A 13,690-nucleotide genomic window follows, 5' to 3' on the forward strand; every position below is an offset into this window, starting at 1 on the left:
TCTCTCACTTAATGCAAAGTTTCTGGCAACGCTCCTGCATAGGGTGCAGGAGCGTTGCCAATTTTCATGCATTAAGTGAGAGAGCATCGGGTGTTGGGGCGGGTGGCCTCACCGCTACCATGGCGCCATGAGCGAAACCTTCCGGAAGTTCCTTCGCACGCTGCCCGACTTTCCATCCGACCTGCCCGGCTTCGATCCCGACAAGTCGCCGCAGGACCCGGTACTGCTCTTCAAGCAGTGGCTGGACGAAGCCCTGGCGGCAGGGGAACTCCAGCCGCATGCCTGCAGCCTGGCCACCGTTGGCCGCGGTTCCGGCGGTGGGCAGCAGCCCTCGTCGAGGATGCTGATCCTGAAGAACATCGACGACGACGGCTGGCACTTCGCCACGTCCCGCACCTCCCGCAAGGGCAGGGAACTGGGCGCCAACCCCTACGCCGCCCTGAACTTCTACTGGCCGTCGCTGGGCCGGCAGGTCCGTGTGCTGGGTCCCGTGACGGAATTGTCCGCGGAAGCTTCGTCCACGGACTGGGCCGAACGGCCCCGTGCTGACGGCAGCGAAAACCCTGACTGGCAGCTCTATGCCATCCGCCCGGAGGAGATCGAGTTCTGGCAGGCCAGCCACGACGGCTCCCATATCCGCCACCGCTTGGGCGCGGACGGCGCACGGCTGGACTAGGCTGGGCGGCATGACCGCTCCCGAACCCGACCTCCTGCTCACCGGGCTTCACACAGCTGCCGACGACGTCACCTCCGACGCCGCCAAGCTCACCGACGACGACGTGAAGGCTCCGTCCGCTCTGCCCGGCTGGACGCGGGGACACGTCCTTGCGCATCTCACGGGCATCTCCAACGCCATGGCCCGGCAGCTCGAGTACGCCGCCCGGGGGGAAACCATCGAGCTCTACGACGGCGGAATGGACGGCCGGAACAAGGCGATCGACATGGCGGCCGGCCACGACGCCGCCACCCACAGGGCGGACCTGGCCGCGGCGCTGGAGCGGGCCCTGCGCGCGTTCGATGCGCTGCCGGGCATCAAGGACTCGTCGGCCAACCGCACCGGCTGGTGGGCGCCCATCTCCTACCGAGGTGGAGTGGTCCTGGACGGCGGCCTGGCCCTCTGGCGCGAGCTCGTCATCCATGACTCCGACCTCCTGACCGGCAGGGGACCGGAAACCTGGACCCGGCCGTTCTGCGAGCACCTGTTCGACTTCCTCGCAGCCCGCGTCCCGCCAGGGGAGAAACTGGTGCTGCAGCCGCTTGGCCTGCCGCCCGTGGCTGTCGGCAGCGGCAACCGGTCCACCGTGGTCAGCGGCATGCTCACGGACATCGCCGCGTGGCTGGCCGGCCGCGAACCCACGTTGGGGAGCCTGCGCGCTTCTGCAGCGGCCGACGGCGTGGACCTGCCGGCGCTGCTGCCATGGCCTGCGGGAACGCCCGCGCCCAAGTGATTCAGGCGGCTTCGCGCGCCAGCAGGCTCTGCTTGATGGGCAGTCCCCAGCGGAAGCCGCCCAGCGAACCGTCCGTCCGGATCACGCGGTGGCAGGGCACAAACAGGGCTGCCGCATTAAAGGCACAGGCGCTGGCGGCCGCCCGGACCGCTTTGGGATTGCCGGCCAGCCCCGCGTACTCGGTGTACGTTACGGGGGATCCAGGCTGCACCAGCCGGAGCACATCCCATGCGTGGGCACGGAACGGCCCGGACTTCTGCCGCACGGGAACCTGCATGGCCGGCGCCGGATCGCCCGAGTAGAACGCCTCCACGGCAGCCGAGATTTCCCCCAGGCTGGCGACCACTTCAATCGAGGCGGGCCGCAGGGACGGGTGGACCTGGCCGGTCAGGTCGCCGGGATTGCCGGTCCAGCCGCTGGAAAGGACCACGCCGTCCCGGGCAAGGATGGTGAACGGTCCGTCCGGGGTGGACATCTGGAGCAACTGGGCCTTCATCGGTTCGCCTTCTCTGTTGTGCCGCTGCCTGTTGTGCTGGTGCCTGCTGTGCCGGTGCCTGCCGCGGCAGGGCGCGCCGCCGCCCGCCACAGGTGCATGGTGGCATAGGAGCGCCACGGGCTGACCTCACGGAAGTCCGGGCTTGGAACCGCAGCACCGTGGAAACCAGGTTCCGCATCCGCCGCGCCGTGGGCCGCACCGCTCAGGGCCTTGATCCCGTTCCGTACCGCCGCGTCGTTGGCAAGGAATACGTCCGGGGCGCCGAGCACCCGCATGGCGAGGTAGCCCACCGTCCATGGTCCAACCCCCGCCAGCGGCAGCAGCTTCGCGCCAAGGCTGGCCAGGTCGTCGCCGTAACCGAAATCGAGCCTACCCTCCGCCAACGCGGAGGCAGCTGCCCGGAGTGCCTCGGTTCGCTTCCGGGGCCCGCGCAGGACGGCGTGGCCGTCCGCGGCAATCTCCGCTGCGGTGGGGAACATGCCGTCAAGGCCGTCGCCGGGGCTTTGGCTGGGGCGTCCGACGGCGGCCAGCTGGGTGAGTGCGGTCCGCGCCGCAGCCACGGTGACCTGCTGCCCGATCATCGCCCGGACCAGCATCTCCGCGGGATCCAGCGCTCCGGGCATCCTGATCCCCGGGGTGCTTGCCACCGCGGCCGCCAGCCGGCCGTCCCCGGCCAGCGCGCTGTCGATGGCAACCGGATCCGCGTCCAGGTCGAACAGCCTCCGGACGCGGCTCAGCAGGGCCGGCAGGTCGCGGAGGTCCACCGCGCCGATGGTGAGGGTCAGCGGCCGCCCGGGAGCGCCGTCGTCGTAATCCACCCGGAACCTCGCGTCCCCGTGCGGAAGCCGCAGCGTGCGGGCGTAGGACGCCGCGGTGCCCGTTTCGATGCCAGGGAGGGCGCGCACGGCAAGGAACGTAAAAATCCCGGGGTCGAAGGGTTCCCGGTAGGGGAGGCGGAGGGTGATGGCGGTGGAGCCGGCGGGGGCCTTCGGATGCCGCGCCGCGCGCAGGGCAGTGGGGGTCATGTCGAAGACCTCCAGCATGGTGTCGTTGAACTGGCGGACGCTGCTGAAGCCGGCCGCGAAGGCGATGTCGGCAAGCTTCATGGAAGTGGACACCAGCAGGGTCCGGGCGGTCTGCGCCCGTCCGGCCCGGGCCAGTGACAGCGGCCCCGCCCCCAGTTCCTGGCTGAGGATGCGGTTGAGCTGGCGGGATGAATAGCCCAGGCGGGCGGCCAGGCCCTCCACGCCGTCCCTGTTGATCACGCCGTCGTTGATGAGCCGCATGGCGCGCCCGGCAACATCCTGGCGAAGGTTCCAGGCGGGTGTCCCCGGAACAGCCTCCGGAAGGCAGCGCTTGCAGGCCCGGTAGCCGGCGTCGTGGGCCGCCGCGGAGGTTTCGTAGAACGTGACGTTGGCCGGCTTCGGAGTCCGGGCCGGGCATGAGGGGCGGCAGTAAATGCCCGTGGTCCGGACGGCAGTGTAGAACTGCCCGTCGAACCGGGTGTCCCTTGCATCGATTGCCCGGTAGCGCTGCCAGAAGTCCATCCCTCCATCCTGCCAGCCGCACCGGACCCGGGCTAGCGGAAAACGGACACGGCCGTTTACCCTGCACATACCGAAATTGCCCGGTGTTGGCCGCCGGCTTTGGATAGAGTCTGGCCATGAACAGAAATCCGCTGGCCGGCACATCGCTGCGGGATTTCCTTTCCGGAGATGCCCGCCAGTTGGCGCCCCTGCTGCTGGGGGCGGTGCTGACGCACGAGTCCCGGGAAGGCGTGGTGTCCGTCCGGCTCACCGAAGTGGAGGCCTACCTCGGGCCAGAGGATTCGCTCCACCCGGACCCCGGCTCTCACACCTACCGGGGCCCCACACCCCGCAACGCACCCATGTTTGGCCCGGCGGGGCACCTGTATGTCTACTTCACCTACGGGATGCATCACTGCACCAACCTTGTGTGCGGACCGGAAGGAACGGCTTCTGCGCTCCTGCTGCGGGCCGGGGAGATCGTAGACGGCGTGGAACTGGCCCGGCGCCGGCGCCCCACGTCCAAGGACCTTGCCGACCTGGCAAGGGGGCCCGCGCGGCTGGCCAAAGCCATGGGCATGACGACGGCGGACAGCGGCCGCGATGCACTGGCGCCGCCTTTCGGGCTGGTGCTTCCGCCCCGCACCAGCCAACGGGTGAGTTCGGGCCCCCGCGTGGGAGTCTCCGGTGCCGGCGGAACGGACCGGTATTCCTGGCGTTTCTGGGTCACCGGCGACCCCACCGTTTCCCAATACAAGGCCGCCAAGCCCAGGAGGGCAAAACCGGATCCGGCCGGGTTTCACGGGCGTTAACGGAAATGGTTGTAGAATGGTAGGTCTGTCTTTTGCGATAGGGGAACGTTAAATGCTCGACGCCGATTTGGCCCACGAACGGGACTATGTTGCCGGCCTGTATGCGCGGCTGGAAGAGCTGCGCGAGGAAAAGCGGCGCCAACTGGCCCAGGTCCGTCGGGCCGGGGCTGTGGGCACCATGCAGAACGTCTCTGAGCGTGATGCGTTCGCTGCCCTGTATGAGGACCGCCTGGCCCAGCTCGATGCTGTTGATGACCGCCTGGTCTTCGGCCGCCTGGACCTGGACTCCGGCGAAGCGCAGTACATTGGCCGCATTGGCCTCACCACGGAGGACCTGCAACGGCTCATGGTGGACTGGCGCGCGCCCGAGGCCGGCCATTTCTACCAGGCCACTGCGTTTGACCGGCAGGGCGTCCGCCGCCGCCGGCACCTCATCCTGCAGGGCCGTGAGGTCAAGGCCATCGAGGACGACGTCCTTGACGCGGACATGCTTGCGGACAACGAGTCGCTGCAGGGCGAAGGCGCCCTGCTCGCCGCGCTGAACTCCAAGCGCACCGGCCGGATGTCGGACATCGTCAGCACCATCCAGTCCGAGCAGGACCGGATCATCCGTTCGTCGATTTCCGGCGCGCTCGTGGTGCAGGGCGGTCCCGGTACCGGCAAGACCGCTGTTGCCCTGCACCGCGCCGCCTACCTGCTCTACACCCACCGCGACCGCCTCAAGACCGCCGGCGTACTGCTGGTGGGCCCGTCGTCGTCGTTCATGAAGTACATCGAACGGGTGCTGCCATCCCTCGGTGAGACCGGCGTGGTCATGGCCAGCCTGGGCCGCCTCATGCCCGGAATCCACGCTGTCCCCGAGCCTGACCCCGCGGTTGCCGCCATCAAGGGGCGGCTGGACATGGCCGGCGTCGTGGCCAATGCCGTGGCCAACCGGCAGCGGATGCCCGCCGAAGACCGGATCCTTGAAGTCGACGGCCGGAAACTCGTGCTGACGCCGCGCCAGGTGCGCCGTGCAAGGGAACGGGCACGCTCCACCGGCAAGCCCCACAACGAGGCACGCGTGACGTTCGTCAAGATCCTGCTCCGGGAACTGACCGAACAGATGACGGAGCTCGTGGAAGCCGGGAACATCGGCAACAACGCCGACCGCTCCTACCTGGCCGAGGACGTGCGCAGCGCCCGTGACGTGCGGATCGCCCTCAACCTTTGCTGGATGCCCATGACGCCGGAAAAACTGATCTCCGAGCTCTTCAGTAAGCCTGCCATCCTGGAAGCCTGCACGCCCAAGCTCGCCCCGGCGGAGCGCGCCCTGCTGCTGCGCCCCGCGGACGCGCCCTGGACAGAGTCCGATGTGCCCCTCCTGGATGAGGCTGCGGAGCTGCTCGGCGAGCTTGATCCGGCGGCGGGGCGTGGGCTGGCCCAGCAGGAACACGACCGCGCCCGGGACCTTGCGAACGCGAAGCAGACGCTGGTCAACATGGAGGCGGCGGGCGTGGACCCGCTGATGTCGGCCGAGGAACTGGCCGAGCAGAACCAGGAGCAGGAAACAAGGCAGACCGCCGCGGAGCGCGCCACAAGCGACCGCACCTGGGCCTTCGGCCACATCGTGGTGGACGAGGCGCAGGAGCTTTCGCCCATGCAGTGGCGCCTGCTGGTCCGCCGTTGCCCCCTTAAGTCCTTCACGATCGTCGGGGACATCGCGCAGACGAGTTCGGTGGCCGGCGCAAATTCGTGGCAGGGCGCGCTTGGTCCCATGTTCGGTGAGCGCTGGCAGCTGGAGGAGCTGACGGTCAACTACCGGACACCCTCCCAGATTGCTGAGGCTGCCGTCCGGATGGCCAACGCGGCCGGACTGGTAGTCTCGGCGCCCAAGGCTGTCCGCGAAGGACGCTGGTCGCCTGTCATTGACGAGGTGGATCCGGGCCAGGTGGTCAGCCGCCTGGTTGACGTCCTCCCCGAGGAACTGGACGCGCTCGACGGCGGACTCCTCGCGGTCATCGCGGACGGCGCCTTTTTGCCGGAAGCCACAGCGGCCCTCCGCGCCGCCTACGGGCGCCGTGTGGGGACAGGCGCAGGCAGCTATGAGCAGGACATCGTGGTGATCAGCCCCCGGGAAGCCAAGGGGCTGGAGTTCGACGGCGTCGTGGTGCTGGAGCCGTCCATGATGCTGAACCATGAACACGGCAAGGTGGGGGACCTGTATGTGGCGATGACCCGCGCCACCCAGCGGCTGCGGCTTATTGCTTCGGAACCTGTGCCGGCGGGGATCAAGCGCTGATCCTGCCTGCCGCAATACTGCTAACTTAGAAGGCGTGCCAGAACTCAACAGCCTCGAATCGCAGCAGAACGACACCACTTTTGCCAATGTCTGGCAGGAGCTGAAATGGCGTGGCCTGGTCCACGTCTCCACCGATGAAGCAGAACTCGAAAAACTGCTCGCCGACGGACCTGTGACGTACTATTGCGGCTTCGATCCCACCGCGCCGAGCCTGCACCTGGGCAACCTCGTCCAGCTCCTGCTCATGCGGCGGCTGCAGTTGGCCGGCCACAAGCCCCTCGGGCTCGTGGGCGGTTCCACCGGCATGATCGGCGATCCCCGCCCGACAGCAGAGCGCACCCTGAACACCAAGGACACCGTCGCTGAGTGGGTGGGCTACCTCCAGGCGCAGGTCCGCCGGTTCCTTAGCTTCGAGGGTGACAACGCAGCCCGGATGGTCAACAACCTGGACTGGACGGCGCCGCTGAGCGCCATTGACTTCCTGCGTGACGTGGGAAAGCACTTCCGTGTGGGAACCATGCTGCGCAAGGACGCCGTTGCGTCCCGGCTGAGCTCGGATGAGGGCATCAGCTACACCGAGTTCAGCTACCAGATCCTGCAGGGGATGGACTACCTCCAGCTTTACCGGGATTATGGCTGCGTACTGCAGACCGGCGGCTCGGACCAGTGGGGCAACCTCACCAGTGGCACGGAACTGATCCGCAAGGTGGAGGGCAAGAGCGTCCACGCACTTGGCACCCCATTGATCACCAACGCCGACGGCACCAAGTTCGGCAAGAGCGAGGGCAACGCCATCTGGCTGGACGCCGGCATGTGCAGCCCCTACGCCTTCTACCAGTTCTGGGTCAACACAGCGGATGCCGACGTCGTGAACCGGCTGAAGGTTTTCACCTTCCTTAGCCGGGCCGAGATTGAAGAAATCGCCGTGGCTGTGGCTGAGCGTCCGTTCGCCCGGGAGGGCCAGCGGAAACTTGCCTATGAAGTGACATCCCTCGTGCATGGAGTGGAAGCCACTGAGAAGGTCATCGCGGCCTCCGCCGCACTTTTCGGGAACGGCGACCTCACTGCCCTCGACAAGGCCACCCTCCAGGCGGCGACGTCAGAGCTTCCTTCCGCGACAGTCCAGGTGGATGCGCTGGGAATCGTGGACCTCTTGGTGGCCTCCGGCCTTTCCGAAAGCAAGTCGGCGGCCAGGCGCACGGTTGGCGAAGGCGGGGCCTACGTCAACAACGAGAAGGTGTCGGATCCCGAAGCCGTGATTTCGGAGTCCGAACTTCTGCATGGGCAGTACCTGCTCCTGCGCCGCGGAAAGAAGAACCTCGCCACCGTGGAAGTCCTGGTTCCCTAGTCCTGTTACAGCCCGCGAAGGCCCCCTGCACGCTCCTCCGCAGCCGATTTGCACGGCCGCGGGGGAGCGTGTAATGTTTTCTGAGTCGCCGCCGCTGAAGCGGAAAAATAGCGACCAACCCCCACCGAAAAGTGAAGCAGCTTCACGATGCGCAGAAGCGCTGAAGGAAGAAATGCTTCACTTTCTGATGGGCGGATTCATTCCGCAGAGTGAATTCCGGGAAAACAACCGGATTTGCAAAGTGAAAATGAATGAAATAAGATTGAAACATCGCAGCGAAGAAATACGGAATAGAAATTCATTGAATTGAATTGTTCCGGGAATATTCGAATGTGTCTGTTGTTTGAGAACTCAATAGTGTGCCAAGTTTGTTGATACCAATTGTTTTAGTGATTGGTTGAATTGACCGGGCTGTCCGCCCCTGTGGGTGGTCTGGTTTTTACAGCTGGTTTCAAATTTTGTGCAGCCTTTTTGTTCCGTTTTCCCGGGGCTTGGGGTTGTGTCTGTTTTACTTCAACGGAGAGTTTGATCCTGGCTCAGGATGAACGCTGGCGGCGTGCTTAACACATGCAAGTCGAACGATGATCCCAGCTTGCTGGGGGATTAGTGGCGAACGGGTGAGTAACACGTGAGTAACCTGCCCTTAACTCTGGGATAAGCCTGGGAAACTGGGTCTAATACCGGATATGACTCCTCATCGCATGGTGGGGGGTGGAAAGCTTTTTGTGGTTTTGGATGGACTCGCGGCCTATCAGCTTGTTGGTGAGGTAATGGCTTACCAAGGCGACGACGGGTAGCCGGCCTGAGAGGGTGACCGGCCACACTGGGACTGAGACACGGCCCAGACTCCTACGGGAGGCAGCAGTGGGGAATATTGCACAATGGGCGCAAGCCTGATGCAGCGACGCCGCGTGAGGGATGACGGCCTTCGGGTTGTAAACCTCTTTCAGTAGGGAAGAAGCGAAAGTGACGGTACCTGCAGAAGAAGCGCCGGCTAACTACGTGCCAGCAGCCGCGGTAATACGTAGGGCGCAAGCGTTATCCGGAATTATTGGGCGTAAAGAGCTCGTAGGCGGTTTGTCGCGTCTGCCGTGAAAGTCCGGGGCTCAACTCCGGATCTGCGGTGGGTACGGGCAGACTAGAGTGATGTAGGGGAGACTGGAATTCCTGGTGTAGCGGTGAAATGCGCAGATATCAGGAGGAACACCGATGGCGAAGGCAGGTCTCTGGGCATTAACTGACGCTGAGGAGCGAAAGCATGGGGAGCGAACAGGATTAGATACCCTGGTAGTCCATGCCGTAAACGTTGGGCACTAGGTGTGGGGGACATTCCACGTTTTCCGCGCCGTAGCTAACGCATTAAGTGCCCCGCCTGGGGAGTACGGCCGCAAGGCTAAAACTCAAAGGAATTGACGGGGGCCCGCACAAGCGGCGGAGCATGCGGATTAATTCGATGCAACGCGAAGAACCTTACCAAGGCTTGACATGAACCGGAAACGCCTGGAGACAGGTGCCCCGCTTGCGGTCGGTTTACAGGTGGTGCATGGTTGTCGTCAGCTCGTGTCGTGAGATGTTGGGTTAAGTCCCGCAACGAGCGCAACCCTCGTTCTATGTTGCCAGCACGTGATGGTGGGGACTCATAGGAGACTGCCGGGGTCAACTCGGAGGAAGGTGGGGACGACGTCAAATCATCATGCCCCTTATGTCTTGGGCTTCACGCATGCTACAATGGCCGGTACAAAGGGTTGCGATACTGTGAGGTGGAGCTAATCCCAAAAAGCCGGTCTCAGTTCGGATTGGGGTCTGCAACTCGACCCCATGAAGTCGGAGTCGCTAGTAATCGCAGATCAGCAACGCTGCGGTGAATACGTTCCCGGGCCTTGTACACACCGCCCGTCAAGTCACGAAAGTTGGTAACACCCGAAGCCGGTGGCCTAACCCCTTGTGGGAGGGAGCTGTCGAAGGTGGGACTGGCGATTGGGACTAAGTCGTAACAAGGTAGCCGTACCGGAAGGTGCGGCTGGATCACCTCCTTTCTAAGGAGCACCTACAGATTGTTCGTGCCGTGTATGCGGTGCGGGGGTTTGTCAGGAGTACAGCCCGTTGCGCAGACGCTAGTTCTGCGGCGGGTGCTCAAGGGTGGAATATCAACGAATAGCGGCTGCCGGTTCTTTCCGGTGCTTAGTACGGTTCCTCTTTGCGGGGGTTCCTGGAAGGGTGCTGGTGGGTGCGGGTGGTTTAGTGTTTGGCACACTGTTGGGTCCTGAGGCAACAGGGCCGTGGTCTTGCCCTTTTTTTGGGGTGGGGTTGCGGGTTTGTGTGTTTCTGGTTTCCTGGCTGCACCGGTCATGCATGTTGTGTGTGTGGGGTGTGTGGTTTGGGGTTGTTGTTTGAGAACTACATAGTGGACGCGAGCATCTTTTATAAGAAGCAATTTCCAAGAATATGAACCTGGATCTGTTGTGCTGTCTTTCGGGATGGTGCAGTGGTTTTCGTGGTTCTCTCGAAAATTAGCGTTTTTGATCTTTTGTGGTCAAGTTTTTAAGAGCACACGGTGGATGCCTTGGCATTAGGAGCCGAAGAAGGACGTAGGAATCTGCGATAAGCCTGGGGGAGTCGATAACCGGACTGTGATCCCAGGGTGTCCGAATGGGGAAACCCCGCCGAGCGCGCGAGTGACTCGGTGACCCGCATCTGAACACATAGGGTGCGTGGAGGGAACGCGGGGAAGTGAAACATCTCAGTACCCGCAGGAAGAGAAAACAATAGTGATTCCGTTAGTAGTGGCGAGCGAACGCGGATCAGGCTAAACCGTTCCATGTGTGATAGCCGGCGGGCGTTGCATGGTCGGGGTTGTGGGACTTTCCATACCAGTTCTGCCGGGCTGGTGGGGTGTGATGTGCAGGCATAGGTGAACGGTTTTGAAAGGCCGGCCAGAGAGGGTGTTAGCCCCGTAACCGTAATGTTGTGTACCGCCTGTGAGAGTATCCCAAGTAGTACGGGGCCCGAGAAATCCCGTGCGAATCTGTCAGGACCACCTGATAAGCCTAAATACTCCCTAATGACCGATAGCGGACCAGTACCGTGAGGGAAAGGTGAAAAGTACCCCGGGAGGGGAGTGAAACAGTACCTGAAACCGTGTGCTTACAATCCGTCGGAGCAGCCTTGTAGCTGTGACGGCGTGCCTTTTGAAGAATGAGCCTGCGAGTTAGTGTTACGTCGCGAGGTTAACCCGTGTGGGGCAGCCGTAGCGAAAGCGAGTCTGAATAGGGCGTTGCAGTGGCGTGATCTAGACCCGAAGCGAAGTGATCTACCCATGGCCAGGTTGAAGCGACGGTAAGACGTCGTGGAGGACCGAACCCACTTCAGTTGAAAATGGAGGGGATGAGCTGTGGGTAGGGGTGAAAGGCCAATCAAACTTCGTGATAGCTGGTTCTCCCCGAAATGCATTTAGGTGCAGCGTTGCGTGTTTCTTGCTGGAGGTAGAGCTACTGGATGGCTAATGGGCCCTACAAGGTTACTGACGTCAGCCAAACTCCGAATGCCGGTAAGTGAGAGCGCAGCAGTGAGACTGTGGGGGATAAGCTTCATAGTCGAGAGGGAAACAGCCCAGACCACCAACTAAGGCCCCTAAGCGTGTGCTAAGTGGGAAAGGATGTGGAGTTGCGAAGACAACCAGGAGGTTGGCTTAGAAGCAGCCATCCTTAAAAGAGTGCGTAATAGCTCACTGGTCAAGTGATTCCGCGCCGACAATGTAGCGGGGCTCAAGTACACCGCCGAAGTTGTGGCATTCAAATATTAGCTAAGCCCTTGTGGTTCAGGCGTTTGGATGGGTAGGGGAGCGTCGTGTGGGCGGTGAAGTCGCGGTGTAAACCAGCGGTGGAGCCTACACGAGTGAGAATGCAGGCATGAGTAGCGAAAGACGGGTGAGAAACCCGTCCGCCGAATGATCAAGGGTTCCAGGGTCAAGCTAATCTGCCCTGGGTAAGTCGGGACCTAAGGCGAGGCCGACAGGCGTAGTCGATGGACAACGGGTTGATATTCCCGTACCGGCGAAAAACCGCCCATGCTGAACAGGGGATACTAACTGCCCGAGACCTGCCTGACACCCCTTGTGGGTGAAGGGTTTTGGTGGAGCGCAGGACCTGATCCTGGGAGGCAAGCGTATTAACAGGTGTGACGCAGGAAGGTAGCCGAGCCGGGCGATGGTTGTCCCGGTCTAAGGATGTAGGGCGAACGGTAGGCAAATCCGCTGTTCATGATGCCTGAGATCTGATGGGACCCCCGTTTGGGGGGATTCGGTGATCCTATGCTGCCGAGAAAAGCATCGACGCGAGGTTTTAGCCGCCCGTACCCCAAACCGACACAGGTGATCAGGTAGAGAATACTAAGGCGATCGAGAGAATTATGGTTAAGGAACTCGGCAAAATGCCCCCGTAACTTCGGGAGAAGGGGGGCCCCAACCTTGAACACCACTTGCTGGTGGGAGGGGATCGGGGCCGCAGAGACCAGGGGGAAGCGACTGTTTACTAAAAACACAGGTCCGTGCGAAGTCGCAAGACGATGTATACGGACTGACTCCTGCCCGGTGCTGGAAGGTTAAGAGGACCGGTTAGCCGCAAGGCGAAGCTGAGAATTTAAGCCCCAGTAAACGGCGGTGGTAACTATAACCATCCTAAGGTAGCGAAATTCCTTGTCGGGTAAGTTCCGACCTGCACGAATGGAGTAACGACTTCCCCGCTGTCTCAACCATAAACTCGGCGAAATTGCAGTACGAGTAAAGATGCTCGTTACGCGCAGCAGGACGGAAAGACCCCGAGACCTTTACTATAGTTTGGTATTGGTGTTCGGAGTGGCTTGTGTAGGATAGGTGGGAGACGTTGAAGCCCGGACGCCAGTTCGGGTGGAGTCATCGTTGAAATACCACTCTGGTCACTTTGGACATCTAACTTCGGCCCGTAATCCGGGTCAGGGACAGTGCCTGATGGGTAGTTTAACTGGGGCGGTTGCCTCCTAAAAAGTAACGGAGGCGCCCAAAGGTTCCCTCAGCCTGGTTGGCAATCAGGTGTCGAGTGTAAGTGCACAAGGGAGCTTGACTGTGAGAGAGACATCTCGAGCAGGGACGAAAGTCGGGACTAGTGATCCGGCGGTACATTGTGGAATGGCCGTCGCTCAACGGATAAAAGGTACCTCGGGGATAACAGGCTGATCTTGCCCAAGAGTCCATATCGACGGCATGGTTTGGCACCTCGATGTCGGCTCGTCGCATCCTGGGGCTGGAGTAGGTCCCAAGGGTTGGGCTGTTCGCCCATTAAAGCGGTACGCGAGCTGGGTTTAGAACGTCGTGAGACAGTTCGGTCCCTATCCGCTGCGCGCGCAGGAAATTTGAGAAGGGCTGTCCTTAGTACGAGAGGACCGGGACGGACGAACCTCTGGTGTGTCAGTTGTACTGCCAAGTGCACCGCTGATTAGCTACGTTCGGATGGGATAACCGCTGAAAGCATCTAAGCGGGAAGCTCGCTTCAAGATGAGATTTCCATACACCTCGTGTGTGAGAGGCCCCCAGCCAGACCACTGGGTTGATAGGCCGGATGTGGAAGCGAGGACTAACGACTCGTGAAGCTGACCGGTACTAATAGGCCGATAACTTACACCACACACCACACCCGTGAAACCGGTTCAAAAGCGGTTCCACACCAGGGTTGGTAAAAAGAAAAATCAAGACTGCTTGCGTCCACTATGTGGTTCCCAAACAACAAACCAAACGTTGTCGGGGAAC

Annotated in this window: 8 protein-coding genes and 2 rRNA genes; 8 read left to right on the forward strand and 2 right to left on the reverse strand. The window is 62.2% G+C overall.

Annotation, left to right across the window (positions count from 1 at the left end; all coding sequences use genetic code 11):
• Positions 1-127 precede the first annotated feature (127 nt).
• Both C3B78_RS07135 and C3B78_RS07140 read left to right on the forward strand, forming a co-directional pair.
• A complete protein-coding gene (locus C3B78_RS07135; protein ID WP_104997448.1) occupies positions 128-676 on the forward strand; it encodes a pyridoxine/pyridoxamine 5'-phosphate oxidase in 549 nt (182 codons plus the stop codon).
• A gap of 10 nt (positions 677-686) precedes the next feature.
• On the forward strand, positions 687-1,448 hold the full coding sequence (locus tag C3B78_RS07140; RefSeq protein ID WP_104997449.1) for a maleylpyruvate isomerase family mycothiol-dependent enzyme: 762 nt from the start codon (positions 687-689) through the stop codon (positions 1,446-1,448).
• Position 1,449: 1 nt separating this feature from the next.
• Here the strand turns inward: C3B78_RS07140 and C3B78_RS07145 are convergent, their stop codons facing one another.
• Together C3B78_RS07145 and C3B78_RS07150 are read right to left on the reverse strand one after the other, a co-directional pair.
• On the reverse strand, positions 1,450-1,944 hold the full coding sequence (locus C3B78_RS07145; RefSeq protein WP_104997450.1) for a methylated-DNA--[protein]-cysteine S-methyltransferase: 495 nt from the start codon (positions 1,942-1,944) through the stop codon (positions 1,450-1,452).
• Positions 1,941-3,491, reverse strand: coding sequence for a DNA-3-methyladenine glycosylase 2 family protein (locus C3B78_RS07150; RefSeq protein WP_104997451.1), 1,551 nt, complete (start codon positions 3,489-3,491; stop codon positions 1,941-1,943). Before C3B78_RS07150 ends, C3B78_RS07145 begins: the two co-directional genes overlap by 4 nt.
• A gap of 116 nt (positions 3,492-3,607) precedes the next feature.
• On the opposite strand from C3B78_RS07150, the gene C3B78_RS07155 reads away from it, so the two are divergent.
• From C3B78_RS07155 to C3B78_RS07175, 6 genes are all read left to right on the forward strand, one after another.
• Complete coding sequence (locus C3B78_RS07155; RefSeq protein ID WP_104997452.1) at positions 3,608-4,282, forward strand: DNA-3-methyladenine glycosylase; 675 nt, start codon at positions 3,608-3,610, stop codon at positions 4,280-4,282.
• A 52-nt stretch (positions 4,283-4,334) separates the two neighbouring features.
• Positions 4,335-6,563: a HelD family protein gene (locus C3B78_RS07160; protein ID WP_104997453.1), complete on the forward strand. Its 2,229-nt coding sequence runs from the start codon at positions 4,335-4,337 to the stop codon at positions 6,561-6,563.
• Positions 6,564-6,597: 34 nt separating this feature from the next.
• The gene (gene tyrS, locus C3B78_RS07165; protein ID WP_104997454.1) at positions 6,598-7,911 is read left to right on the forward strand and encodes a tyrosine--tRNA ligase; all 1,314 of its coding nucleotides are present in this window, start codon (positions 6,598-6,600) and stop codon (positions 7,909-7,911) included.
• Between the two features lie 73 nt (positions 7,912-7,984).
• Positions 7,985-8,221 (forward strand): hypothetical protein, encoded by a 237-nt coding sequence (locus C3B78_RS19640; protein WP_158677198.1) that lies wholly within the window; start codon positions 7,985-7,987, stop codon positions 8,219-8,221.
• A 203-nt stretch (positions 8,222-8,424) separates the two neighbouring features.
• Positions 8,425-9,947 (forward strand): 16S ribosomal RNA (locus tag C3B78_RS07170).
• 495 nt (positions 9,948-10,442) lie between these two features.
• A 23S ribosomal RNA gene (locus C3B78_RS07175) occupies positions 10,443-13,568 on the forward strand.
• The 16S and 23S rRNA genes sit together here, the layout of an rRNA operon.
• Positions 13,569-13,690: the final 122 nt, after the last annotated feature.

This window comes from Arthrobacter sp. PGP41 (genome assembly GCF_002953935.1).
GTDB lineage: Bacteria > Actinomycetota > Actinomycetes > Actinomycetales > Micrococcaceae > Arthrobacter.

Coding starts and splice junctions, on each gene's coding strand:
- C3B78_RS07135 (WP_104997448.1), top strand. CDS start 128: ATGAGCGAAACCTTCCGGAAGTTCCTTCGCACGCTGCCCGACTTTCCA.
- C3B78_RS07140 (WP_104997449.1), top strand. CDS start 687: ATGACCGCTCCCGAACCCGACCTCCTGCTCACCGGGCTTCACACAGCT.
- C3B78_RS07145 (WP_104997450.1), bottom strand. CDS start 1,944: ATGAAGGCCCAGTTGCTCCAGATGTCCACCCCGGACGGACCGTTCACC.
- C3B78_RS07150 (WP_104997451.1), bottom strand. CDS start 3,491: ATGGACTTCTGGCAGCGCTACCGGGCAATCGATGCAAGGGACACCCGG.
- C3B78_RS07155 (WP_104997452.1), top strand. CDS start 3,608: ATGAACAGAAATCCGCTGGCCGGCACATCGCTGCGGGATTTCCTTTCC.
- C3B78_RS07160 (WP_104997453.1), top strand. CDS start 4,335: ATGCTCGACGCCGATTTGGCCCACGAACGGGACTATGTTGCCGGCCTG.
- C3B78_RS19640 (WP_158677198.1), top strand. CDS start 7,985: ATGTTTTCTGAGTCGCCGCCGCTGAAGCGGAAAAATAGCGACCAACCC.